The 24,065-nt window shown below is 41.8% G+C and carries 23 protein-coding genes and 1 pseudogene; 8 read left to right on the forward strand and 16 right to left on the reverse strand.

Annotated elements, in window-relative coordinates:
• The first annotated feature begins 177 nt into the window (after window positions 1-177).
• From J2S25_RS05935 to J2S25_RS05950, 4 genes and pseudogenes are all read left to right on the forward strand, one after another.
• The gene (locus tag J2S25_RS05935) at window positions 178-810 is read left to right on the forward strand and encodes a GNAT family N-acetyltransferase (protein WP_307191498.1); all 633 of its coding nucleotides are present in this window, start codon (window positions 178-180) and stop codon (window positions 808-810) included.
• A gap of 44 nt (window positions 811-854) precedes the next feature.
• Window positions 855-1,502: an acetoin utilization AcuB family protein gene (locus J2S25_RS05940; RefSeq protein WP_307191499.1), complete on the forward strand. Its 648-nt coding sequence runs from the start codon at window positions 855-857 to the stop codon at window positions 1,500-1,502.
• Window positions 1,499-2,671 carry an acetoin utilization protein AcuC gene (locus J2S25_RS05945; RefSeq protein ID WP_307191500.1) on the forward strand — a complete coding sequence of 391 codons (1,173 nt, stop codon included), beginning with the start codon at window positions 1,499-1,501 and terminating at the stop codon, window positions 2,669-2,671. The genes J2S25_RS05940 and J2S25_RS05945 overlap by 4 nt, the downstream gene beginning before the upstream one ends.
• Window positions 2,672-2,908: 237 nt before the next feature.
• Window positions 2,909-3,064 (forward strand): annotated as a pseudogene (locus J2S25_RS05950) (family 4 glycosyl hydrolase); the annotation flags it as partial.
• Between the two features lie 241 nt (window positions 3,065-3,305).
• On the opposite strand, the gene J2S25_RS05955 reads toward J2S25_RS05950, so the two are convergent.
• Together J2S25_RS05955 and J2S25_RS05960 are read right to left on the reverse strand one after the other, a co-directional pair.
• Window positions 3,306-4,070 carry a sugar phosphate isomerase/epimerase family protein gene (locus J2S25_RS05955; RefSeq protein ID WP_307191501.1) on the reverse strand — a complete coding sequence of 255 codons (765 nt, stop codon included), beginning with the start codon at window positions 4,068-4,070 and terminating at the stop codon, window positions 3,306-3,308.
• Between the two features lie 48 nt (window positions 4,071-4,118).
• On the reverse strand, window positions 4,119-5,159 hold the full coding sequence (locus J2S25_RS05960; protein WP_307191502.1) for a Gfo/Idh/MocA family protein: 1,041 nt from the start codon (window positions 5,157-5,159) through the stop codon (window positions 4,119-4,121).
• Window positions 5,160-5,658: 499 nt separating this feature from the next.
• On the opposite strand from J2S25_RS05960, the gene J2S25_RS05965 reads away from it, so the two are divergent.
• Entirely contained in the window at window positions 5,659-6,432 is a 774-nt protein-coding gene (locus tag J2S25_RS05965) for an alpha/beta hydrolase (RefSeq protein WP_307191503.1), read from the forward strand.
• 299 nt (window positions 6,433-6,731) lie between these two features.
• On the opposite strand, the gene ccpA is transcribed toward J2S25_RS05965, so the two are convergent.
• Together ccpA and J2S25_RS05975 are read right to left on the reverse strand one after the other, a co-directional pair.
• Window positions 6,732-7,730, reverse strand: a complete 999-nt coding sequence (gene ccpA, locus J2S25_RS05970; protein WP_307191504.1) for a catabolite control protein A — start codon at window positions 7,728-7,730, stop codon at window positions 6,732-6,734.
• Window positions 7,731-7,943: 213 nt separating this feature from the next.
• Window positions 7,944-9,017 (reverse strand): bifunctional 3-deoxy-7-phosphoheptulonate synthase/chorismate mutase, encoded by a 1,074-nt coding sequence (locus tag J2S25_RS05975; protein WP_307191505.1) that lies wholly within the window; start codon window positions 9,015-9,017, stop codon window positions 7,944-7,946.
• Window positions 9,018-9,306: 289 nt separating this feature from the next.
• On the opposite strand from J2S25_RS05975, the gene J2S25_RS05980 reads away from it, so the two are divergent.
• Window positions 9,307-11,460 carry a cell division protein FtsA gene (locus J2S25_RS05980; RefSeq protein ID WP_044390713.1) on the forward strand — a complete coding sequence of 718 codons (2,154 nt, stop codon included), beginning with the start codon at window positions 9,307-9,309 and terminating at the stop codon, window positions 11,458-11,460.
• Between the two features lie 33 nt (window positions 11,461-11,493).
• On the opposite strand, the gene ytxJ is transcribed toward J2S25_RS05980, so the two are convergent.
• The 10 genes from ytxJ to J2S25_RS06030 all read right to left on the reverse strand — a co-directional run bounded on the left by ytxJ (window position 11,494) and on the right by J2S25_RS06030 (window position 21,367).
• Window positions 11,494-11,823: a bacillithiol system redox-active protein YtxJ gene (ytxJ, locus tag J2S25_RS05985; protein WP_307191506.1), complete on the reverse strand. Its 330-nt coding sequence runs from the start codon at window positions 11,821-11,823 to the stop codon at window positions 11,494-11,496.
• Between the two features lie 99 nt (window positions 11,824-11,922).
• The gene (locus tag J2S25_RS05990; protein ID WP_044390711.1) at window positions 11,923-12,405 is read right to left on the reverse strand and encodes a YtxH domain-containing protein; all 483 of its coding nucleotides are present in this window, start codon (window positions 12,403-12,405) and stop codon (window positions 11,923-11,925) included.
• 18 nt (window positions 12,406-12,423) lie between these two features.
• Window positions 12,424-12,903 (reverse strand): DUF948 domain-containing protein, encoded by a 480-nt coding sequence (locus tag J2S25_RS05995; RefSeq protein ID WP_044390710.1) that lies wholly within the window; start codon window positions 12,901-12,903, stop codon window positions 12,424-12,426.
• A gap of 303 nt (window positions 12,904-13,206) precedes the next feature.
• Window positions 13,207-14,508 carry a UDP-N-acetylmuramate--L-alanine ligase gene (murC, locus tag J2S25_RS06000; RefSeq protein WP_307191507.1) on the reverse strand — a complete coding sequence of 434 codons (1,302 nt, stop codon included), beginning with the start codon at window positions 14,506-14,508 and terminating at the stop codon, window positions 13,207-13,209.
• Window positions 14,509-14,801: 293 nt separating this feature from the next.
• Window positions 14,802-17,480 (reverse strand): DNA translocase FtsK, encoded by a 2,679-nt coding sequence (locus tag J2S25_RS06005; protein ID WP_307191508.1) that lies wholly within the window; start codon window positions 17,478-17,480, stop codon window positions 14,802-14,804.
• A 194-nt stretch (window positions 17,481-17,674) separates the two neighbouring features.
• Window positions 17,675-18,466: a DUF1444 domain-containing protein gene (locus J2S25_RS06010; protein ID WP_044392550.1), complete on the reverse strand. Its 792-nt coding sequence runs from the start codon at window positions 18,464-18,466 to the stop codon at window positions 17,675-17,677.
• 79 nt (window positions 18,467-18,545) lie between these two features.
• Window positions 18,546-18,860 carry a thioredoxin family protein gene (locus J2S25_RS06015; RefSeq protein WP_044392552.1) on the reverse strand — a complete coding sequence of 105 codons (315 nt, stop codon included), beginning with the start codon at window positions 18,858-18,860 and terminating at the stop codon, window positions 18,546-18,548.
• A gap of 139 nt (window positions 18,861-18,999) precedes the next feature.
• A complete protein-coding gene (locus J2S25_RS06020) occupies window positions 19,000-19,503 on the reverse strand; it encodes a hypothetical protein (protein ID WP_044392554.1) in 504 nt (167 codons plus the stop codon).
• Between the two features lie 131 nt (window positions 19,504-19,634).
• Complete coding sequence (locus J2S25_RS06025; RefSeq protein WP_307191509.1) at window positions 19,635-20,165, reverse strand: DUF84 family protein; 531 nt, start codon at window positions 20,163-20,165, stop codon at window positions 19,635-19,637.
• A 128-nt stretch (window positions 20,166-20,293) separates the two neighbouring features.
• The gene (locus J2S25_RS06030; protein WP_307191510.1) at window positions 20,294-21,367 is read right to left on the reverse strand and encodes a M42 family metallopeptidase; all 1,074 of its coding nucleotides are present in this window, start codon (window positions 21,365-21,367) and stop codon (window positions 20,294-20,296) included.
• A 191-nt stretch (window positions 21,368-21,558) separates the two neighbouring features.
• Here J2S25_RS06030 and J2S25_RS06035 point away from each other — a divergent pair, with 191 nt between their 5' ends.
• Entirely contained in the window at window positions 21,559-21,873 is a 315-nt protein-coding gene (locus J2S25_RS06035; protein WP_307191511.1) for a PepSY domain-containing protein, read from the forward strand.
• A gap of 30 nt (window positions 21,874-21,903) precedes the next feature.
• Here J2S25_RS06035 and J2S25_RS06040 read toward each other — a convergent pair whose 3' ends face one another.
• Window positions 21,904-22,743, reverse strand: a complete 840-nt coding sequence (locus J2S25_RS06040) for a YtnP family quorum-quenching lactonase (RefSeq protein WP_307191512.1) — start codon at window positions 22,741-22,743, stop codon at window positions 21,904-21,906.
• A gap of 248 nt (window positions 22,744-22,991) precedes the next feature.
• Window positions 22,992-23,636, reverse strand: coding sequence for a tRNA (guanosine(46)-N7)-methyltransferase TrmB (gene trmB, locus J2S25_RS06045; protein ID WP_307191547.1), 645 nt, complete (start codon window positions 23,634-23,636; stop codon window positions 22,992-22,994).
• A gap of 147 nt (window positions 23,637-23,783) precedes the next feature.
• Between trmB and J2S25_RS06050 the strand changes: the two genes are divergently transcribed.
• Complete coding sequence (locus J2S25_RS06050) at window positions 23,784-24,062, forward strand: YtzH-like family protein (protein WP_044392568.1); 279 nt, start codon at window positions 23,784-23,786, stop codon at window positions 24,060-24,062.
• The last annotated feature ends 3 nt before the right edge of the window (window positions 24,063-24,065 follow it).

A 24,065-nucleotide genomic window follows, 5' to 3' on the forward strand; every position in this document is an offset into this window, starting at 1 on the left:
TAAAAATTTGATTTTCTCAATTTTTAAAATATTATTAGAAAAAATATAGCTAGATTTTTAAGCTGCGCTTGAATAAAAGTTCCCAGCAAATCCAGAAAATTTTGTGAAAGCGCTTTTAATTACTAAATTTTATGTATAATAGAATTATCGTTTTAATTGTTGACGGGTGGTGACTGAATGGAACATAAAAAGACTTATAATGCGAAAGAATTAAAGACTCCCCATGGCCGTTTAATCATTGAAGGCCCGATTTCTGCTGAAAAACTGGCAAGCTATGCATTCCATGAAGGTTTGGTGGCTTTCCGTCCTCCAGCCCAGCAGCATAAGGCATTGGTTGAAATTGCCGGTTTGCCGGAAGGACGGATCATTGTGGCTCGCTCCGACCATATGATCGTCGGCTATGTTACGTATCTGTATCCAGACCCACTTGAGAGGTGGTCTGAGGGGAAAATGGAAGATTTAATCGAACTTGGGGCAATCGAAGTCATCCCAGAATATCGCGGAAGTTCCGTTGGCAAGAATTTGCTGATTGTATCCATGATGGATGACGCGATGGAGGATTATATCATTATCACGACTGAATATTATTGGCACTGGGACCTGAAAGGAACGGGCCTCAACGTATGGGAATATCGAAAAGTCATGGAAAAAATGATGAGTGCCGGCGGGCTTGTCTGGTATGCGACAGATGATCCAGAAATCAGCTCCCACCCAGCTAACTGCCTGATGGCGCGAATTGGAAAAAGGATTCCGCCTGAATCTGTGCAGAAGTTCGATCAGCTGCGCTTCATGAATCGTTTTATGTATTAATCATTCAGTTAGAAGAATACCTCATCGGTTAAGGAGGAGAAAGTATGATTGTCGAGGAAATTATGAAGCAGAACGTTACGACACTGTTTCCTGAAGATACGATCGCGGCCGCGATCAAACTGATGACGGAGAAGAAAATTCGGCATATCCCGATTGTGAATAACGACTACGGAGTGATCGGGCTTGTTTCTGACCGCGACATCAAGGATGCTGCCCCTTCGATTTTCCATTTGGATGAACATAAGGGGGAACTTGACAATCCCATAAAATCGATTATGACTACAAAGGTGATCACCGGACATCCTTTGGATTTTATCGAAGAAATTGCAGCCGTGTTTTATGAACATAATATCAGCTGTCTTCCGATCATCAAGGACCGAAAGCTGGTGGGAATCGTAACAGAGACAGATCTTTTGCACACGCTTGTGGAGCTGACCGGTGCCAACCAGCCCGGCTCCCAAATTGAAGTAAGGGTTCCAAACAAAGCAGGTATGCTTTGTGAAGTAGCATCTGTTATTAGCATCCGGAAGGCAAATATCCAAAGCGTCCTAGTATACTCAGACCCAAAAGATGAGCGGTACAAAATCCTCGTTGTCAGGATCCAGACGATGAATCCAATCGCAGTAATCGAGGATCTGAAAAAAGCGGGGCATCAAGTACTCTGGCCGAATCTCCCAGGTGTTTCATCATGAGCGATCGCTCTGTGTTTATCTTTTCCGATGAGCTGCTGAACTATCGATTCAGCAACGACCATCCGTTTAATCAGATGCGGTTAAAATTAGCGCTTGATTTATTGCGTAAATTTGGCGCTATGGTAGACAGTCAGATTGTTGCGCCGCGGATGGCCACGGATGAAGAGCTTCACCTTGTCCATGACCCGAATTTTGTAAACGCTGTTAAGCTAGCTGGCCAGGGAAAGCTTACAGAGGAAATCGCACAAGGATATGGGCTTGGAACGGAGGACACCCCAATTTTCGCCAATATGCATGAAGCAAGCGCTTTGCTTGTTGGTGGCACGTTGACCGCCGTTGATTATGTCATGAATGGGAAAGCTGACCATGCATTACATTTAGGCGGAGGCTTGCATCATGGTTTTCGCGGCAAGGCTTCCGGCTTCTGTATTTACAATGACAGTTCTGTTGCGATCAAATATCTGCAGGAAAAATACCATGCACGCGTATTGTATGTTGATACCGACGCCCATCATGGCGATGGTGTACAATGGTCCTTCTATGATGACCCAAATGTTTGCACATTATCGATCCATGAAACCGGCAGGTATCTTTTCCCCGGCACAGGGAATGTAAATGAACGCGGACAAGGCAAAGGCTACGGGTATTCTTTCAATATTCCTGTCGATGCCTTCACAGAGGATGACTCATGGATCGATGCCTATCGAACATCACTGATTGAAGTAGTCGAATTCTTCAAGCCGGATGTTATTCTGACGCAAAATGGTGTGGATGCCCACTATCTTGACCCATTGACCCATCTGTCGGCAACAATGAAGACTTATCGTGAAATTCCCAAGCTCGCTCATGAAATTGCCCATAAATATTGCGACGGCAAATGGATAGCGGTTGGCGGCGGCGGCTATGACATCTGGCGCGTGGTCCCAAGAGCCTGGTCCCTGATTTGGCTTGAAATGATTGAAAACTCAAACTGTTATGGAAGTTTACCCCAGGAATGGATCGATAAGTGGAAAGATCAGGCACCTGTTGAATTGCCGATTGAGTGGGATGATCCAGAAGATTTATACCCACCAATTCCGCGAAAGCCAGAAATTACCGAAAAAAACGCCCAGACAGTTGAAAAGGCATTGTATCCAATCCGCTCGAATAAGAAACAGGAAACTATATAATAAACAAAACTGATATTGTTCTTCCCGATAATAGATGCCAAAAGCACACCCTCTTAGTTTTGAGGGTGTGCTTTATCATGTCATCGCTCCTCCTACGGAACATACATAAGAAGAAAATACAGGTAAACGATTTTTTATGGACCAATTCCCTGTATATGGTAATTAATCCAGAACTTCACTTCGGTCTTGGCTCAGATCTGCTGGTTGCTGTTTATTATCGGCTACAAAGTAAATACTATTAATATGCGGTTACTTACTATTGAAGCAGCCATGACGAAGAAAAAAGAACATATTTATCATGCAGCCATGCTTGATCCACATACATCTGCTGAATTATCCATTGATGATATTGTATCCTTATGTGATGACTTGATAGAAGCACATGGGGATTGATTGCCGAAGTATAAGTAAATCAAAAAAATCAAAACCACCAGTGTAAACTGGTGGTTTTCTCTGCGGATGAAAGCCTTCCTTACCGACCGCTCACTGTTAACTTTCCGGCCTACACTACATTCACTCTCTAACTCTAAAGAGGTCTCTATTTTTTGGCTCTTAGTTTTTTAAAATGTTGAAAAACAATTTAATAGGCCAGTAGTCGCCTCTTTTGAATATGGTGTGGGAAGGCAAATGTTCTTTAGATCTTTACCATTATTTCTTTTAAGTTTTTTACATTAATTCGTGAACTTTCGAGAGTGTCTCTATCAAAGTGCTCTTGCTCCACAGTAAACCATTCCACACCATAATCTTCACCAACTCTTAACAGTTCTGGGAAATCTAATTCACCTTCCCCAATTTCAATTGTTCGTTTTTCACCGTTTACTCTTGCCATATCTTTAATATGCAAGGAAACAACACGATCCTTATTGTGCTTAATAATTTCTACTGGGTCAAATCCACCGTGTGTAGCCCAGTAACAGTCTAATTCCATTTTCATATGGTTTATGTCCGTGTTATCAAACAGAATATCAAAACCACGTTGGCCATCACCCAAATCATAGAATTCAAAATTGTGATTATGATAAGCAAATCGAAAACCTTGTTCAACACATTTACGACCAACTTCATTTAATGTATCTGCAGCTTTCTTATAAGAATCTACGCTTTCTCTCAATTCAGTTGGTAAGGCTGGGCAGATGATTAGATCATTTCCAATAACATGATTATATTCTAGTGTTTCTTTTAATTCTTCACCAAGTAATGTAATGTATTGCATATGGCTTCCTGCGTTCCGAACACCAGTTTCATCCATTACTTTTTTTAACTTATTTGCTGGCGTTCCAAAAAAGCCAGCAAACTGAACTCCCTCATAACCCATCTTTCCCAATTCACGAATCGTGTCAAGAAAATTATCTTTGGTTTTATCTCGTACAGAATACAATTGAATTCCTATTTTTCCCATGGTTACTCCTTTTCAAAGGTAGACTACTTTTCTTGCCCACCTAGCTATTTAAAATTGGACTGCTTTACCTGTTTCAGCTGATTTATAAAGAGCTTCTACTATTTTTTGAATGATTGTACCTTGTTGTGGAGTACTCAAAGGCTGAGCACCATTCAAACAGGAATCTACGAACATTTGAATTTCACGTTCATGTCCTCCAACTTCCGGTAGGAAAACTGGTGTAACATCTATTAACGTATCATGTTTTTCTTGATACATTTTCAAAGGAAAAATATCTGCGCCTCCCTTATTACCCATGAGAGAAACTTGCATTGTATCCCTATCCTCTACGTTTGCAGCGAATGCTGTTTCTAAAACTAAGGATGCGCCATTTTTAAATACAATCATTCCAACAGTCATATCTTCTACCGTGTAATTTTCCCAATCCCATTCGCCTAGTAGTCCCACGCCTTGTCTATTTCCAATACGTTGGTGTGTCTTTCCTAATACAACTTCAGGCTCTGGATAGCCCATTAAGAATAATGCAGTATCTAGCATATGGATACCAATATCTATTAAAGGTCCTCCACCTTGTAATTCTTTATTAGTGAAAACACCCCATCCAGGAATCCCTCTTCGACGAATAGCTTGCACTCTTGCGGAATAAATATCTCCAAATTCGCCACCATCTATAAATCTTTTAGCAGCAGAAACATTCGGTTGATATCGATAATGAAATCCATAAGTTAAAAATTTCCCGGCTTTTTCAGCAGCATTCTGCATCTGTTCCGCTTCTTCTACTGTCATCGCTGGTGGCTTTTCGCACAATACATGGCATCCTGCTTCTAGTGCTGTTATTGCTGCTTCAGCGTGAAATTTATTTGGGACACAAATACTGACAGCATCTAATTCTACCTTATCTAACATTTCTTGATACGAACCGAAGAATTGAGGAATATCATGTTTTTCAGCAACCTCTTTCGCTCGCTCTAATGCAACATCTGCAATAGCTACTATTTCTGCTTTGTCACTCTGTTTCTTATAATTAGGAATATGTGCTCCAGTGGCAATACCACCTGCACCAATAATTCCAATTCTAAGCTTGCTCATGCCTATCATCCTCTCCTATTTACCTTCCTTTAAAATATATTAATAGTTTTTGATCAATATACAGTCTTTCGCATGGAAGTGGTAAATGCATTTGCTTTTCTAAGGACTTTGATTACTGCTACAGGACAAAAATCCAACTCAATAATGAAATCGATTTCAATTCGGGTTCATTATACAATATATGAATACGTTGTCAATACATTAGAAGAAGGTAAATAATAACGTTTAGAAAACCCCATTTCCTATTCCCGCATAGCTTAATCACTTCCAAACTCTATTGTTTACATATCCCAATACACCTAACAAAATGACAAAATGACAAAATAAAGATAACATTTTGTTATTCCTATTATCATATATTTAACGTACTATTAAGAAAACAATATTGAGGGGGATATCAATGGCTTCTTCGATTTTACCTATTTTTGTGGTTGATCACAGTTTAGCAATAAAACCCGTCAATCATAAATCTAATTATTTATAAAAGGGAGGTTTAGGAATGGCTCTAATCAAATGTGATTTTTATTCAGATGTACTAAAGTTAAGTACTTCAATGACTGTGATATTACCTCAACAAACTAATACGCAAATTGGGATGCAAAATACAATATCAGCTACCAATAAGCATCAAACACTATATCTTCTTCACGGCCTGAGCGATGATGATACCATTTGGACGAGAAGAACATCGATTGAAAGGTATGTTGCTCCTCTTGGATTGGCTGTCGTAATGCCACAAGTACATCGAAGTTTTTATACAGATATGCAATATGGAAATAAATATTGGACGTTCCTAACAGAAGAATTACCATTTGTAGCTAAGTCGTTTTTCCCATTGTCCGATAAAAGAGACGATAACTTTGTTGCAGGATTGTCCATGGGTGGATATGGAGCTTTCAAATGGGCATTGAACCTTCCAAACCAGTTTAGAGCAGCAGCTAGTTTATCAGGGGTATTGGATATAGTACAACACATAAACAGACAAGAAAGAACAGATACCTTACGCTTAGTTTTTGGTAATCAGGATGTATCGGGAACAGAACATGATTTATTTTCACTTGTAGAAAAGTTACATCAAAGTGAGCAAAAGCCTATGCTTTATCAGGCGTGTGGCACAGAGGATTTTTTATATGAAGATAATATTCGATTTAAAGAGTTCTGTGAGAAAACAAACTTTGATTTGACTACAAAGTTTAATACAGGTGAACACGAATGGGGATATTGGGATAAAATGATACAAGATGTTTTGTCATGGTTACCTTTAAAAAATTAATTTAGTTTTTTCTAATCATACTCCCCACTTACCGCTTTCGTGTGTAAACATAGGGTTGAACACAGTGAAAAATGGTTGACCTGGCTCACGGTTACGTCAATGGGCCTCCCTACCATTTACATCCCAAGCTGTAAACGGAGATTCAAATTGATATTCTGTCTTAAAGTTATTCGAAACCATTTGTTGAATATATGTTTGTAGCGGATAGAATTCTTCTCTATACATAAAAATTAAACCATAGCCAGGGGTTCTAATCCATATAAAAAGCCCCCTTCTAATGCTTCAAGGGGGCTGATAAATCATTTTGTGGAATCTCTGTACTCGATCCGGTGTGGCAGGACGACAATATTCTCCTCCACTTTTTCTTTATTCATGTATTTCGTCAATAAACGCATGGCAACTGCTCCGATATCGTATAAAGGCTGGACAATTGTTGTAAGCTGCGGGCGTACCATTAGCGTCAATCTTGTGTTATCAGAAGCAATTACTTCGAAATCTTCTGGAACGCTATAGCCACGGTCAAATGCACCATGGATCACTCCAAGTGCCATTTCATCCGATCCGACAACGATTGCTGTCGGCTTATTGTCGAGCTCGAGGATTCTTTCAATTGCTTCGAGACCTGAATCATACGTATAATCTCCTTCAACAACAAGCTCTTCGTTGTACGGAATTCCTGCATCTTCTAATGCGCGCTTATATCCTTCAAGCTTTTTATCCTTGTTGATTGGCTCCAGCATTGGCCCAATAACAAATCCAATTGCTTTATGGCCTTTTTTTGCAAAAGTAGAAACTGCATCGTATATGGCCTGTTCATAATCGATATTAACAGATGGTATTTCTCCTGATTCCTCGATGGAGCCTGCAAGGACGATTGGGGCTGGGGATTTTTTGAATTCCGCTACATGTTCAGCTCTAATATTGCCGCCCATAAAAACAAGTCCGTCCACTTGCTTTCCAAGCATCGTGTTTAAAAGGTGTAATTCTTTTTCCATATTTTGATCAGAATTGCTCAAGATAATATTGTATTTATACATAGTTGCAATATCTTCAATCCCCCTGGCCAACTCCGCAAAAAACGGGTTTGCAATATCGGGAATGATGACGCCGACAGTAGTCGTCTTTTTGCTAGCCAGACCGCGGGCGACTGCATTCGGGCGATAACCGAGACGGTCAATAACCTCGACCACTTTCTTTCTTGTTGCTGGTTTTACATTCGGGTTTCCATTTACAACACGTGAAACCGTTGCCATTGACACGTTCGCTTCCCGGGCAACATCATATATTGTAATATTCATCTATTTCACTCCTTCAGCTAATAAACGGCATTTTTCACTTAGTTTGCAGCAAAAATTGAAACAATAATCATCTTTTAAGTTTGTGATTATTTGTACAAGTTTTATCATGTTATTAATGATACGCTATCAACAACAATCCCGCAATCTCAATATCTTATTTTTAACTATTTTTCTCACAAAAAAACCTTCCTGAATAAAGGAAGGTTTTTAACTTTAGATTCTTACGAATGGAGTGGTTTTTAATCCCTCTAAAAATTCATCAAACTGTTTAAGATCCATCTGTTGAGCATTGTCAGATAAAGCGACTGCTGGATCTGGATGCACCTCTGCCATGACGCCATCTGCTCCAATTGCTAGGGCAGCTCTTGCAGCAGGCAGCAATAAATCTCTTCTGCCTGTTGAGTGAGTAACATCGACCATAACCGGCAAATGTGTTTCCTTTTTCAGAATTGGCACCGCAGAAATATCAAGCGTATTCCGGGTAGCTTTTTCATATGTCCTGATTCCGCGCTCACACAGGATGATCTGGCCGTTCCCTTGTGCCATGATGTATTCCGCCGCATTGATAAATTCTTCAATCGTAGCCGAAAGCCCACGCTTTAACAAAATAGGCTTATTGACTGCCCCTGCTGCTTTAAGAAGTTCAAAGTTTTGCATATTGCGGGCTCCGATCTGAATGACATCCAGATAGTCTACGGCCATTTCGATATCAGCTGGAGATACGATTTCACTGATAACAGCAAGATCGTATTCATCTGCAACCCTTTTTAAAATCTTCAGCCCTTCGACACCTAATCCTTGGAAATCATAAGGAGATGTCCTTGGTTTAAAAGCGCCGCCGCGCAGCAATTTGAAGCCTTTCGCTTTTACCGCTTCCGCCACTATCGCTACTTGTTCGTAGGACTCAACTGAACATGGACCGAAAACAAAGTCCGGGATGCCATCGCCAATTTTCAAACCTTTCACATCAATGATCGTATCCTCAGGCTTTTTCTTTCTGGAAACAAGAAGAGCCTTACGGTGATCATCAGCCTGAAGTTCTAGGCCCGCTTTGAAAATTTCTTTGAAAATGTGTTCGATCGTTGAATTTTCAAAAGGACCATTATTGCTTTCCTTCATCAAATCAAGCATTTCTCGTTCGCGAACAGGGTCATAGCGGTAGACACCTTGGGTTTCTTTTGCACGGCCAATTTCTTGGACGAGCAGGGCTCTTTCATTAATTAATGAGAGAAGCTGTAAATTTAATTCGTCTACTCGATTTCTAAGCTGGTCAAGATTTTTTGTCATTTTCTGTCCCGTCCTTTCGAAATTCATTTTAGCCCTTACGATAAGAATCATCAAGCAAAGAAAACCACGATTCTACTACTCAACGCCCTAAAGCAAAGGCATCAAAAATCCGATAATAGTAAGAGGCATATATATTTAAGGCCTCGATTATCTGAAGTTTAAGCTGTACAATTTAATAAAGGTAATTATATCTGAAAAAGAAATAGTTGTCACGTGTTTTTCTTTAATAATTAAACGCTTTTAAGTGATAAAGCATCATATGAAACTTTAAGGTAGAGGGTGCAAAAATTTGAGTGGTAAAAATAAACTGTTTGCTTTAGATATTGGGACGCGTTCCGTTGTTGGAATTATTCTCGAAGAAACTGATGGACATTTTGAAGCAATCGAAATCATCATTCGTGAACATAAGGATCGTGCGATGCTGGATGGCCAGATCCACGACGTGCTCTCCGTATCAGAAATCATTTCTGAAATAAAAGAAGAATTGGAAGCTGTACATGGTCCGTTAACAAAGGTTTGTGTAGCTGCAGCTGGACGTGCCCTTAAAACAGAACGGTCCAAAGCAGCCGTAGATATTTCCGGCAATCCGATGTTATCCAGTCAAGATATCCTTCATCTTGAACTAAGTGCTGTCCAGCTTGCACAAGCTGTCGTTGCTGGGGAAAAAAGCAAGGCGATGAATCCTCATTATTATTGTGTCGGATATTCTGTACTTTATTACCAGCTTGATGGGGAAGTCATTGGAAGCCTAATTGATCAACGAGGCTCCGAGGCATCCGCTGAAATCATTGCAACCTTTCTTCCAAAAGTGGTCGTGGAATCACTGCTTGCCGCCTTGGACCGGGCTGGTCTGGAAATGGACGCTTTGACACTCGAACCGATTGCGGCAATCAATGTATTGATTCCAACTTCCATGAGAAGATTGAACGTTGCCCTTGTTGATATCGGTGCTGGAACATCCGATATCGCACTCACGGAATCAGGAACGGTGATTGCATATGGTATGGTGCCAGTTGCCGGCGACGAAATTACGGAAGCTGTCAGCGATGAATTCCTACTCGACTTCCCTCTTGCTGAAAAAGCAAAGCGGGAGCTGATTGAAAAAGAAACCATTGCGATTACCGACATACTAGGCTTTGAGACAGTTGTCAGCAAGGAGGAGGCAATCGCAAGGATCACCCCGGCGATAAACACCTTGGCAGACACGATCGGAGATGAAATATTACGTTTGAACAACGGGAAATCGCCAAAAGCAGTCATGCTTGTCGGTGGCGGCAGTCTTACGCCTGATTTAAATAGAAGGCTGGCCACCAAGCTGAATCTGCCAGATAACCGAGTTGCGATCCGCGGCCTTGATGCGATCACATCGGTTTCCTTTGCGAGCCATATAACGAAGGGACCGGAACTTGTTACGCCAATTGGAATTGCAATTGCCGCAAAACAATCCCCAGTTCAGTATCATACCGTATACGTAAATGAACAACCTGTGAGGCTTTTTGAGGTGAATAAATTGACGGTTGGCGACTGCCTGCTGGCTGCTGGGATTAAAATGAATAAACTCTACGGCAAACCTGGGCTGGCGATGATTGTCAGCCTGAATGGCAAGAATGTCACAATACCAGGAAAACATGGACAGCCCCCTGTACTGCTAAAAAATGGTGCACCTTGTGGCTTCGATGATCGAGTGAACGGAGGCGATCAGCTGACGGTCGTTAAGGGTGCGGACGGAGTCAGAACAGAATGGACACTCGAGGATTTGATTGGAGAGCCTCCTGCCAAAACCATTATCATCGATGAACAGAAGTATGAAATTCGCTCGAAATGGACCTGCAATGGCCTTCGTGTCCCAATTACACAGCAAGTAGCAGATAGAGACGATATCAAATTTGAAATAGCTACTACGCTGGAGGAAGTACTGAAGGAGCTCAATCAAGCAGAAATTCTTATGAATATAAGACCGTTTTCTATTAAAATGGATGGGAAGGAACAACAGGTAACAGAGTTTTCAGGGAAAATATACGTAAATAATATGCCAGCCAGCCTCGATTACCAATTTAACCATCTTGATATGATTCGCTTTGAACAGGGAGCAGAACCTACACTCAAAAGGCTTGTGGAACTACTTGGTATCCAAGCGACAGAAACGATGCCGATATTCTTCAATGGAAAGCAAATCCGGCTTGAGCACGAAGTAATCGACTTTTTCAGGGAGAGTATCAAGATCAAAATGGACGAACAAATCTATCATGAAGACAAGATTACATCAAAACCAAAAGAAATGCAGTCATTCCTATTCCAGGATGTTTTTAATTATGCCAAGATTGACATTCCGAAAGATACCCGCAGATTCACCTTGTTGAAAAACGGCGAAAAATCAGCATTTGACGATCTCCTTGCACCTGGTGACAAGCTAACCATTGTTTTTGAAAATCCGGTTTTTTAATCAGGAAAAAAAACATCCGTAGCGGATGTTTTTTTATTTTACATTCTCGTCTTTTGCCTCAGAAAGTGCTTTTGCCGTTATTTTATAGTGAGAAGCGTGCCAAGCGACATTTGAATTTTTGAATAAAATGGCCTGAGGAGATTCGTGCTTAACATGGAATTTCTCGGCAATATGTTTTGATAGCTCGCGGGAATCCTGAACAATTAAATAATATAATGAATCATTGCTGTTTTGCTCGTACTTAGCAAACTCCTCGTAGCCCGCTGCGCTGATGGGACAAGTATTGCTGTGCTTCAGCAAGAAAAATGCTTCATCGGAATCGATAAGTTTTTCGAATTCTTCAATGGAACTGATTTTTTGCATCCTACTCTCTCCTTTTTCTTAGCTCTGATCGCATTTTGATATCCTAAATAAAAATAAACGGTGAAGTAATCTTACCACTTCACCGTTTACAAAACAAACTTACTGATTCAATTTGCTTTCCGTTTCATCAAAAGCCTTTTGGGTTTCTTCCAGTTTCTTCTGTAGTTCCTCACCGGTGGCAGTATGCGTCATTTCCATCGAACTTGACTCTGCCATCGAGGTTGGCACATCCTCCAGCTGTTCCTCGTTGGAATCGGGTGAAGCCTGACCGCTCTGGTCTTTCCTATCCTTTATTTTGTTTATCAAACTAGATGATTGCTGTGTCACAGTCTCTTTCAGATCGCTTGCCTTTTCCTTTGCGACAGAAGCAATGTCAATACTCTTGGTTTTAAGTGTAGACGATTGCTCATTAAGTGCTCCTCTTAACTCTTGTCCCGACTTCGGAGCGAGCAATAATGCAGTAAGTGCCCCGGCAAGGCCGCCTACAATTGCACCGGTGATAAAATCTCTGGAGCTGCTGTTATTGCTGTTATTCTCCCTCATCGAATCATTTCCATCATATTGACTTTGTTCCCTATTCATGCTACCTCCACCTTTCCTTCATACCCGTACTCGTTCTCTTTTCCTTGCAATGATCTCTTCGCCTTCTAGTTGATGTTCAAGTTTTGAGTTTTTTTTGGACTGCCACTTCTCCTTCAATTCAAGGAATACGTTGCTCCACTGCACAATTTGTGAAATCTTATCCTTATTCTTGTCAATTTGAACGTCAACCATTGTTTGAACATTATGGATCGATTGGTTAAATCGCTGAACTGAATTTCCTACATCCCTCACCGCATCAATAACGCCGTTTAAGCTCTCCGATTTTCTGGAAAGATCATCGGCCAAATTGTTTGTTTTGTGCAAAAGCTCAGCTGTTTCACGAGTCACACCATCCAACTGCTTCTCCAGGCCTTCAAGCGTTCCTGACACACTGTCTAAAGTTGTTTGCAAGGATTTTAAAGTTTTTGATAAGGAAACTACCAAAACTAAGAAAGCAATTGCAATTACAGCAACGCTTAAATACAAAATAATTACCACTGTTGAACACCTCCGTTAGCATATTTACATTTTACCCAGCAAATGTAGGCATAAACCACTTAGTCCATTAACATTTCCATAGTGACAGCCCCTTTTCCTTCCTCCTAAGCATATCTTTCTGCACGATAAAATTCCAGCGGGGTGATTTACTTTTAAGAACAGGAAGTTGCCCTTCATAGTTGGACAGAGAAGATCATCACCTATACAAGAGGAAAACTCGTGAATCCTCTACCCTCTATCCGATCATTTAAAAAGGATGCGGACCAAATTGGCCGCATCCTTTTTAGTAGAATAAGTTATTCGTTATGTTTGCAATTGTTTTTCATATGCTTCCTGAAATTTTTGAATATCGCCTGCACCCATGAACAGGAGAACAGAGCTGCCATGTTGTTTCAGCAAGGTTGTATCATCTTCTGTAATGATTTCAGCGCCGCCGATTTTCTGTTTCAGATCTGTAATGGACAGTTTCCCATGAATCTCACGAGCTGAGCCAAAAATTTCGCAAAGATACACTTTATCTGCCTTGTTCAGGCTTTCGGCAAACTCATTCAGGAACGCCTGTGTCCTTGTAAACGTATGCGGCTGAAAAACAGCAACAATTTCCCGATCCGGATACTTCTGTTTTGCAGCATCGATTGTCGCTGTGATTTCGGTTGGGTGATGAGCATAATCATCAATGATGATTTGGTCGTCTACTTTCTTTTCAGAGAATCTCCTTTTTACTCCTTCAAATGTTTCGAGCTGCTCCTGAATCACCTTTGAATCAATATTTTCATAATGACACAAGGAAATTACTCCAAGTGAGTTTAGCACATTATGGTCTCCAAACGTCGGAATCGAAAATGTATCATAGAATGTATTCCGCACAAAAACATCAAAGGTAGTCCCACTTGTCGATTTTATAATATTCCGGGCCTGGAAATCATTTTCGTCTCCAAAACCATAAAATACAACCGGTACCTTCGCCTGGATTTTTTGCAGCTGTTCATCATCGCCACATGCAAAAATACCCTTTTTAACTTGCCATGCCATCTCCTGGAAAGCCAAGAAAACATCCTCGATATTGGCGAAGTAATCCGGATGGTCAAAATCAATATTCGTCATGATCGCGTAATCTGGAAAATAAGAAAGAAAATGGCGGCGATACTCGCATGCTTCGAAAACGAAGTATTGAGCATCTTTGTCACCTTTTCCGGTTCCATCACCAATCAGGAAGGACGTTGGTTTCGCACCCTTCATCACGTGCGCAAGCAAGCCGGTAGTGGATGTTTTGCCATGAGCCCCTGTAACTGCCACGCTCGTAAAATTTTGCAAGAAATCACCAAGAAACCGGTGGTATCGGATGATTGGAAGTCCCAGTTTCATTGCCTCCTGGATTTCTTCGTGAGTATCTGGAAAAGCATTTCCAGCAATAATGGTCATCCCAGGCTTTATATTTTCCTTATGAAAAGGAAGGATCTTTATTCCGGATTTTTCTAGGGCTACCTGGGTAAAAAAGTGCTTGTCATAATCGGAGCCCTGCACCTGATAATCCATATCATGGAGAACTTGAGCTAACGCACTCATTCCAGACCCCTTTATACCTACAAAATGGTAAATAGTCATATAAAGAACCTCCAACAACGTCTGTATGTAACATAGTATATGATAGATATCCTGTTTTGCTCATTTGGCCTGTTTCTTAAGAATTGCCACGTGAGCTTACGGAAGCAAATCTACCCGATCTCATGTATTGCATCATTATACCATCATTCTTTAGCTGAACACAGTTCCAATTTTAATGAAAAAATGATGATTTATCATCGGTAAATGTACTTTTTCCCTTTGTGAGTGTGTATGAAACTTCGGGATAGTTATTTTCTTATTATGAAGAACATGCTATGAAAGCATACCATTTATTATTTCGATGTACTAGATTCCTGACGGGAATCAAGGTCTGTTGCCGTAATCAGGACATCCCTTGGCTTGCTTCCCTTGCCTTCAGAAATGAACCCTTGCTGCTCCATCATCTCGATCAATCGCGCTGCGCGATTATAACCGATTTTGAAACGGCGCTGGACACTTGAAGTAGAAGCTCCTCCTTGATCGATCACAAATTCACAGGCCTCATAAAAAAGTTCATCTTCGTCTTCCGTCACTTGAGCCTTAATTAGCAGTTCATCCTGTTCAAACAAGTAATCCGGATCCCTTTGTTCCCTGACAAAGGCAATGATATCATCAATTTCCTGATCCGTTACATATGTGCCCTGCAAACGGAATGGTTTGGATGATCCGTTTTCCAGAAACAGCATATCTCCTCGGCCTAGAAGCTTTTCGGCTCCGCTGATATCAATGATCGTTCTGGAGTCCACTTGTGAAGAGACAGAAAACGCGATTCTTGTAGGAACATTCGCTTTAATTAAGCCTGTAATGACATCAACGGATGGGCGCTGTGTCGCAATGATTAAGTGAATCCCGCAAGCGCGAGCTTTTTGGGCAATCCGGCAAATCGCCTCTTCGACATCCCCTGGTGCCATCATCATCAAATCGGCTAGCTCATCGATGACAATGACGATATACGGAAGCTTATCAGCAAACTTGCGATGCTTATCGGCAAGTTCATTAAATCTGCTAATATCACGGACACCTGTATGTGCAAACAACTCATAACGGCGTTCCATCTCCTCCACTGCCCACTTGAGCGCGGCTGTCGCTGCTTTTACATCTGTGATGACTGGGCTGACCAGGTGGGGAATCCGGTTATATGGTGCCAATTCCACCATTTTTGGATCTATCAGCAGCAGCTTCACTTCCTCAGGATGCGCTTTATAAAGCAAGCTTACCAGCATGGTATTGATGCAGACACTCTTACCTGAACCGGTTGCACCGGCAATCAACCCATGCGGCATTTTTTTCAGGTCCGTGACAATAGGATTTCCTGCGATATCAAGACCTAAAGCCACCGATAGCGGAGATTCGAGATCCATAAACGCTGAGGACTGTAAAATCTCGCTTACCAATACCGGCCTGCTCGAATGGTTCGGTACTTCAATCCCGATTGTGTGCTTACCAGGAATCGGCGCTTCTATCCGGATATCCTTGGCTGCAAGACTAAGTTTGATATCATCAGACAGATTGGTAATTTTATTGACTTTCACCCCAGGTTCCGGCTGTACCTCAAATCGAGTAACAGCTGGTCCTTGCGTCACGTTGACCACTTTTGCGCCGACATTGAAATTCTTTAAAGTCTCATTTAGCAAATTTTCCTGTTCTGCGATCCATTCCGGGTCAGGAGCCTTGAAAACAGGCGGATTCAACAGATTTAGCGGCGGGAAATCATAAACCACTCCGAGTTCGGCTTCAGAACCCTCATCCGCGATTCGTTCGGCTTTTTCAAGGACTTCCTTTCTTTCTTCATTCGCCTGCTGTTGTGCATCAGCTTTTCTGTCGTCTGTCATGAACGAAGGATAATTTGACGTTTTGCGCTCTTCCCATTTCCTTTTATCCTGCTTAAGCATGAGAACATTGAAAGGAAGCTGCCTTTTAGGTTCTTCCCCTTTCTGTTGGAGAGGCGGCGCTGTATTTTGTGCAAGCTCCTCCTCTATGTATTGGTTTGTTGACTCATCATAGAGATTTTCCTGTTTTTCCACCTGATTTGGCTTCTCGTGCGGAGTTTCTTCCTGCATTTCCGCTTGATTTGGTTTCTCGAGTGGAAGTTCTGTTTGCATTTCTGCTTGAATCGGCTTCTCGAACAGAGCTTCTTCCAGTATTTCCGCTTGATTTGGCTTCTCGTGCGGAGTTTCTTCTTGTATTTCCGCTTGAATTGGCTTCTCGTGCGGAGTTTCTTCTTGTATTTCCGCCTGATTTAGCTTCTCGAGCGGCGGAGTTTCTCGCTGCATTTCAGCTTGATTTAGTTTCTCGAGCGGAATTTCTGTCAGCATTTCTGCCTGATTTAGCTGTTCCTGCTGAATCAGGCTGTCTTGGATTCTATCCCTTCTTCTAGGTTTCGGTCCTTTGTCTTGCTGCACTGTTTCAAATTCGGTCATTTCATATTCTACTTCTTCCAGGCTTCTTTGATGTTGTTCTTTCTTTGGCGGCCTGTTGAATGCGTATATTGGCGATGGAATTTCGGTTGGCTTGAATGGTTGCGTACGTTTCGGACCGCTGACTTTTTTTGGTTCATATGAATAAGCGGACGCAGCTTCGTCTTTTTTGCCTGAATTCGCTGGCGCTTTCCCTTTTCCTGCTTCCTCATTTCCTTCTGCCTTGTTCCGTCTTTGTGTGGATTCCTGCCGGAGGAGGCTGTCACTCGTATATTTGAATGGGCCCCTTTCATTGATAAAAGGCTTTATTTCTTCCATCCGGCCAACCCATTCCTGCCGAGAATGTCTCGGATTTTCGCCCGTAAGCTTCTCATCAGGAATCAACGGAAACCGGAACTGTCCCTTCGGATATTGGTATACTACCTTTGCCTCAAGATCTTTTTTATGGTTGCGTTCGTCTTTGGTCAATTTTGGTACTTTCTGATTCCTTTCCATTTCATTCACTTCATCATCGTCATTTTGAAACATTGCCATAATTTTTTTTATCCAACTCACATTAAATCACTCTTTCTTTCGCATTTCATTCTTTATTTTAACAGTAATTTAGTATTTTTCGAGTTAAATTGAAAGAATGAGCATTTTTAACGAGAAGAATTTTCCCCGAAAAACAACTTTAGGCTCAGTTATTCACAAAACCATACATGAATAAAAAGAAAAAGCCCGTATAATCGGACTTCCTCTGCTGCATCTTATTTTTTTGTTTTACCCAAAATAAAAATTGGTTCTAATTTTCCATCTTCATATAAAAAACTTAAGGCAGTGATCGGTACCCTTCCACTTGCAAAAAAGCTCATGGTCATCTCGGCGAGGATATCATAGCCGGTATTATTTTCTACATCAGCGATGATCAGCACATCCTGGTGGGGAACGGCTACAGCCATGGTCCCCTTCGCTTTTTTCTTCATTTCATTCAACAAGCTTGTATTCAAAATTCTGCTCGCATCATAGCCATCATTTGTATTGAGGAAATAAAAACTGTTGTCCGCCACACGATCCTCCTTCAGCTTAACGGTAAGGGAACGGACATTGAACAAGGCTGTTTCGCGCACTTGCTCCGCAGACCAGTCTTCTTTCTTCAGCAGTTTTGAATCAATCAGCCTGTAAGTAGTTCCTAAATCTAAAGCATAATAGATCCTTGTTTCAGCTGTATGATCATCGTACAGGAAGGGCGTGCCCTCCTCCGCTTCCGATGGAAAGGACGTCGAACGGATGACAGGGAAGATGTTTTTTTCCTTGCCAGACAGCTCAAGTTGACTTTCCATCGCATTTAAGCCTTCGGAAACATAATAGACAACTTCATCAATCGCCTTTTCTTTCTGATCCTGCCACTTGGCGACAATCCCGGACAAGGAAATCGTAATGCCGCGCCCCGTGTTTTTATTTTCAATCCTCAACTGATCCATTTCCCGGTCATAGGATATAGTCCGGTCCGAACGCTGCAAACGGTTTTCAAGCTCATTACGCATTTTTCTGCTGTCCATTTGTATCCCTCCCCTTCCTCAGGAGTTTCTGAATCTAACATAAAATTTCCCACCAACTCAGGAAAAGTGGGGGAAAGGATTAAGCAAGGCCTTCAATAAAGTTTTCGATTTCAGCCTGTGTTTTTCTGTTCTTGCTGACAAATCGCCCAAGTTCTTTGCCGTTATCAAACGCGATAAAACTTGGAATGCCAAAAACATCCAGCTGAATGCATAAATCGATGAAATCATCGCGGTCAACAGTAACAAATTCATAGTCGCTGTACTTGCTTTCAATTTCAGGCATGACTGGTTCAATCATGCGGCAGTCTGGGCACCAGACTGCCGTAAATAAAAATATATGTTTTCCCTCGTTTTTCATTGTTTCAAATTGTTCCATTGACTCCAAAGTTTTCATTTTGTTTCCTCCTGTTTAATCTAGGTTTACTTTTCCTATTGTACCCATGCATGTTAAAAAAAGAAACAAATCTGATTATGAAGAGCAATAAAAAAAGCTGCCTAAGCTTATACTAGCTTCAGACAGCGCCGAGATTGAGCTATTTGACGTTCACGGAATTTGCGATGGACATCATCGTCTCTGCATCTTCTTTTACATTTTCGGTTTCTGTAGTAAGCTTGACCCCGCCAATGCCGACAATTACTTGATACTGATTTTCTTTCAGCTGTTTGACCATCATATAGCCAAATTTTCCATTTTCACTGAATGTCTCATTAGCATCCCATTCCTTCTGCTGCTTCGCAGTGGAATCATAGACCACTTTACTATCGTCTTTTTCATGTTGGTTATAAAATAAAATATACGTTTTAGACCCATTCTTAAATAGAATATTATTTGGCTTTTCCTCTTCCACCTTAAAATTGGATGGCAAGTAAAAATCTATATCTTTTGTACTATGATTCGTTTTTTCAGGCTGTGCTTCAAATGTAGTCAAAACGTCTTTTTTTATTTCAGCCTTTTGCTCTGAAAACTGGGCAGAACAACCGCTCAGCAGAAATAATCCTACTATAACGAGCCCAAATGCCCTTCTGAACTCTATCATACTTTTTTCCCCCTAGCTAAGGACTTTGCCACTCCATTTCTATCATACCTTGCCTGTTTGATTGATGACAAGGCTTCCTTAGCATTTTTTGTTGGAAATTAAGTTATTTTTAGAAATTTGTCGATAAATCTTTATAGTTTTTCCTGTTTCGTTTGATTCCTATCATATTCAAATTGTCCGGCGAGCAGCTTCATGACGTGGGTAAACATTTCACTGCGATTGATTTGGCCATTTGTAAAAATCCCGATCGCCCCTTCCTTTTCACGGACGTTCTGTTTTTTTACATACTCATCCATCACAGGACCCAATTCGGAGCCAGCCAACAATTGCCGGGCGACTTCGTCAGGAAGCGGAATTCTCGCGCCACCAGCAATAAACGGCTCCTTCCCATTCACTGCCAGAGCCCCCCAATTGCAAAGCAGCAGTCCATATGGAGTTTGCTGGACACCACCTTCAAGGCCAATGCCAATTTCCGCTTCTCCTTTTTCCGCAGCCGCAATGGCTCTGTTAACTGCCCCTTTGATGGTTTCCTCATCTGACATCGGCTGGTCGCTAACCCCCGATTCAGCATCAATGGCGAAAATCTCATAATCTGCCCCTATAAAAGCTGCCTTTGCCGCCCTGATTTTTACCGGATTCTTTGAGCCTACTGCCACTTTCATCTATATTTCCTCCTTATCTTCGTCCAGTTATTCACCGAATGACGTCTCTGTCAAATACAGAATAACCAGGTGACCCCTATGTGACACAAAAAAGGGCAGTGATTAGCTGCCCGTTCTATCTGAGTTGATTAACTATTCTTTTTGATGGTTTCGACGGTTGTTTTATCAGCTGCTTTGACAAGTTTTACGAGCAGTTCCTTCGCTGCCGCATAGTCATCAACATGGATCATGGATGCCGCTGTGTGGATGTACCGTGAGCAGATTCCGATAACCGCACTAGGGATTCCCTGATTCGAAGTGTGGACTCTTCCTGCATCCGTTCCACCTTGGGAAACGAAGTATTGGTATGGTATGTCATGGGTTTCTGCCATATCAAGAACAAATTCCCTCATGCCCCGATGCGTGACCATCGAGCGGTCGAGAATTCTTAGCAATGTTCCCTTCCCAAGCTGGCCAAATTCATTTTTATCACCTGACATATCATTCGCCGGGCTTGCATCCAATGCAAAGAAAATGTCCGGGTCGATCATATTGGCAGCCGTCTGAGCTCCTCGTAAGCCGACCTCCTCCTGGACAGTAGCGCCGGAGTACAATGTGTTTGGCAACTGAATGTCTTTTGTTTCCCTTAGCAATTCGATAGCCAATCCGCAGCCATAGCGGTTATCCCAGGCTTTCGCGAGAATCTTCTTTTCGTTTGCCATTGGCGTGAACGGACAGATCGGCACGATTTGCTGTCCTGGTTTGATGCCAATCTTGATCGCATCTTCCTTATCATCTGCACCGATATCAATCAGCATATTGTTGATTTCCATCGGTTTATTGCGTTTGGACTCATCCAAAAGATGAGGGGGGATCGAGCCAACCACACCCGTAACTGGACCGTTGTTCGTAATGATCTGGACGCGCTGAGCAAGTAGGACCTGGCTCCACCAGCCGCCAAGCGTCTGGAATCGGATCATCCCGTTTTTCGTGATTGAAGTTACCATGAAACCGACTTCATCCATATGGCCGGCAACCATGATTTTCGGGCCATCCGGGTTTCCCTTTTTCACGCCGAACACACTTCCCAATTTATCCTGGATCAATTCATCAGCATACTGTTCCAGCTGCTCACGCATGAATTTGCGCACAGCATGTTCATTTCCCGGCGCTCCAGGCAACTCTGTCAACGTTTTAAACAGACTTAATGTTTGCTCGTTCATTAATTTGCTCCTTTTCCAAAAAAAAATTTAGGTTTGCTAACCATTATGTATATCATCTATTTTACAGAACATTCCCTCTGCTTGCCAGTCTTATTCCTGACAAACAATGATTATCATCGCTAATCCTTTGCTCCAGCTTATGGATTTGGTATGATGAAGCTATCCTATCTAACTTTGGAGGTACTAAGACTATGAACTGGAAAGCCTTTGTCTTCGGCGTTGGTGCCGGTCTTGTATGTGCATACACGGTAAAGGAACTGGCCTCGCAAAAAGAAACAGTCTCTGCAGATAAAGTATTGAATGATGCAAAGGCCGCTTTTAAAAAATCCGGGCCCATCAGCGGTTCATGGATCAATATGACGATTGAACCATACTCCATTCCGCCAATCGAATACCAGGTGTATAAAGGCGGGATTACAAGAGATGTTGACGGAAAGGTCGAACAATATGAGTTCATCGCAGATGCTTCAACCGGAGTCATCCTGCACACCTACCCATTGTATTAAGCAATGAAGAATAGACCAGCCGCAGCAGGTCTATTCTTCTCTCGAGATGCTGTCCCTTATTTTTCCATCCTCGTCGAATTGGACGGCCCTGTACACCGAATCATGGTAAAAAGTGAACCATGCATTTCTGCTTATTCCAAATTCAAGCCACTTCTGCTTTGCATAAATGGAATCCATCGGGTAGTCATCATATGCCATCACCCAAAGCGGGTTTTGGTGGGCATGGGTCGGCATGATATCAGCCATATGGACCACGGTTGCATTTCCATCCTCCACGATCAGAATGGAATGTCCATCACTGTGTCCTCCAGTATGAATCATCTTGAGCGGCCCAAAACTCCATTCTTTTTCAAACGTCTCAACCTGCTGTTCGATTCCAAGCCAATTTTCTTTCCAGTATGTACTCCTGGAACGGATATTCGGATTGCGCATTTCATCCCACTCAATCTGTGATGTGATGATTTTCGCGTTGACGAAAACAGATTCCAGTTCCCCATTGACTTCTTTCGTTAATCCGCATGCATGATCAAAATGCATATGTGTCATCAAAACATAGTCGATGTCAGCGACAGTCAATCCTAGCAGATCCAGTTCGGCATTAAGGTTTGATTCTTCCATTACCCCATAATTCCGTTTCTGCTTCTCGTTTAGTTTGCCATTTCCCATTCCGCTTTCCACTAAAAAATTCTTTCCTTCCGCTTGAATGAGAATCGGATCTGTCCTCAGCTTGATCTGATTTTTATCATTTACTGCATACTTCCTCGTCCAAAGCGGTTTCGGCACGACTCCGAACATCGCACCGCCATCCAGATGCGTTTCCCCGCCACTCATCCATCTTAGCTTAACAGTTTCAAGCTCCAGATTTTCCATTGCCCAACCTCCTTTTTCTTATGATTGTATCACTGAAATTTAAATCTTTAAATAATTCAGCTTCTATTTTGATTTTTAACTAGGATGTTTTCATAGGAATTCTTTTTATTGGCGGAGTTCACAATTTTATTGGCGATTTCCCTACTTTATTGGCGAAAATAAAATTTTATTGGCGAACTGGAAATTATCAAGCTTTTTTTCCAGTAAAAAAAACCGGTCGATGCAAAATCGCCGGTTCGATCGTCACGCTATTTAGACAGAAATTGCACTTCACAGCGAAAAATTCGGCTGCCTCGCAATGAAAATTTTTCTTCGTATTCGGTCATAATATTGCCTTCATAATCGCTATTATGGAGGTCGAGGCTGAGGTAATTCAACTTCATGCCATAATGCGAAAAGCTTATAAGCGAGTATTCAAACAAACCCTGATTATCTGTCTTAAAGTGTATTTCACCATTTTTCACCAGGATGGATTCGTAAACTTTCAGGAATGATGCAAACGTAAGTCTACGTTTTTCATGGCGTGTTTTTGGCCATGGGTCAGAAAAATTCAAATAAATCCGGCTTACGTCCCCACTGGTAAAGTACTTCGCAAGCTCAGCACCATTCACGTTCATCAGCTTGCAGTTTGGCAAATTTTCTCCAATCAGCCTGTCCAGCGCACTGACAATCACGCTTTCCTGCAGTTCAATGCCGATATAATTCATGTCTGGATTGGCTTTGGCCATCCCTGTGATGAATTGGCCTTTCCCGGTACCGATTTCGATGTGGAGCGGCTGGTCCTTTGTAAAAACCTCTCCCCATTTCCCCCGGTGCTGCTCCGGTTCTTGGATCACAAAATCCGCGTATTCCTTCAATTTATCTTTAGCCCAAGGCTTGTTTCGTAGTCTCATCATGACACCTCTGTACTATTTTCATTCGTTTCAAACAATATCATGCAACCACGCTGTTTTCAAGGTGAAATTTCTGTTGGCTGCATAAATGCAAAAAGGAATCCACAATCTATATGTGAATTCCTTTTAAAAGAAAGGGTGATCATTGTGCCATTAAGCCACCATGACCAGGTAAATTTATTAAAGGATATTTTAACCAACCAGCAAACGGATTGCTGCGGATCGGTTGCCGAGTATCAACAGTTGGAACGATTAATCAAATCATTGATGGTCAACACGAATGTAGACGGTGCCATCAAAACCATTCTCGAGGATGTTTATCAGTACAGCCAAAACGGCGTTAACGCATCCGACCTGGAACAGCATATTGAGGCGAATCGGAATCAGCTATCTCAATGGGTGAATGATATCGGTCCATTCTCATAATTA

Origin of the sequence: Mesobacillus stamsii, assembly GCF_030814065.1 — a bacterium.
Classification (GTDB): Bacteria; Bacillota; Bacilli; order Bacillales; family Cytobacillaceae; genus Mesobacillus; species Mesobacillus stamsii.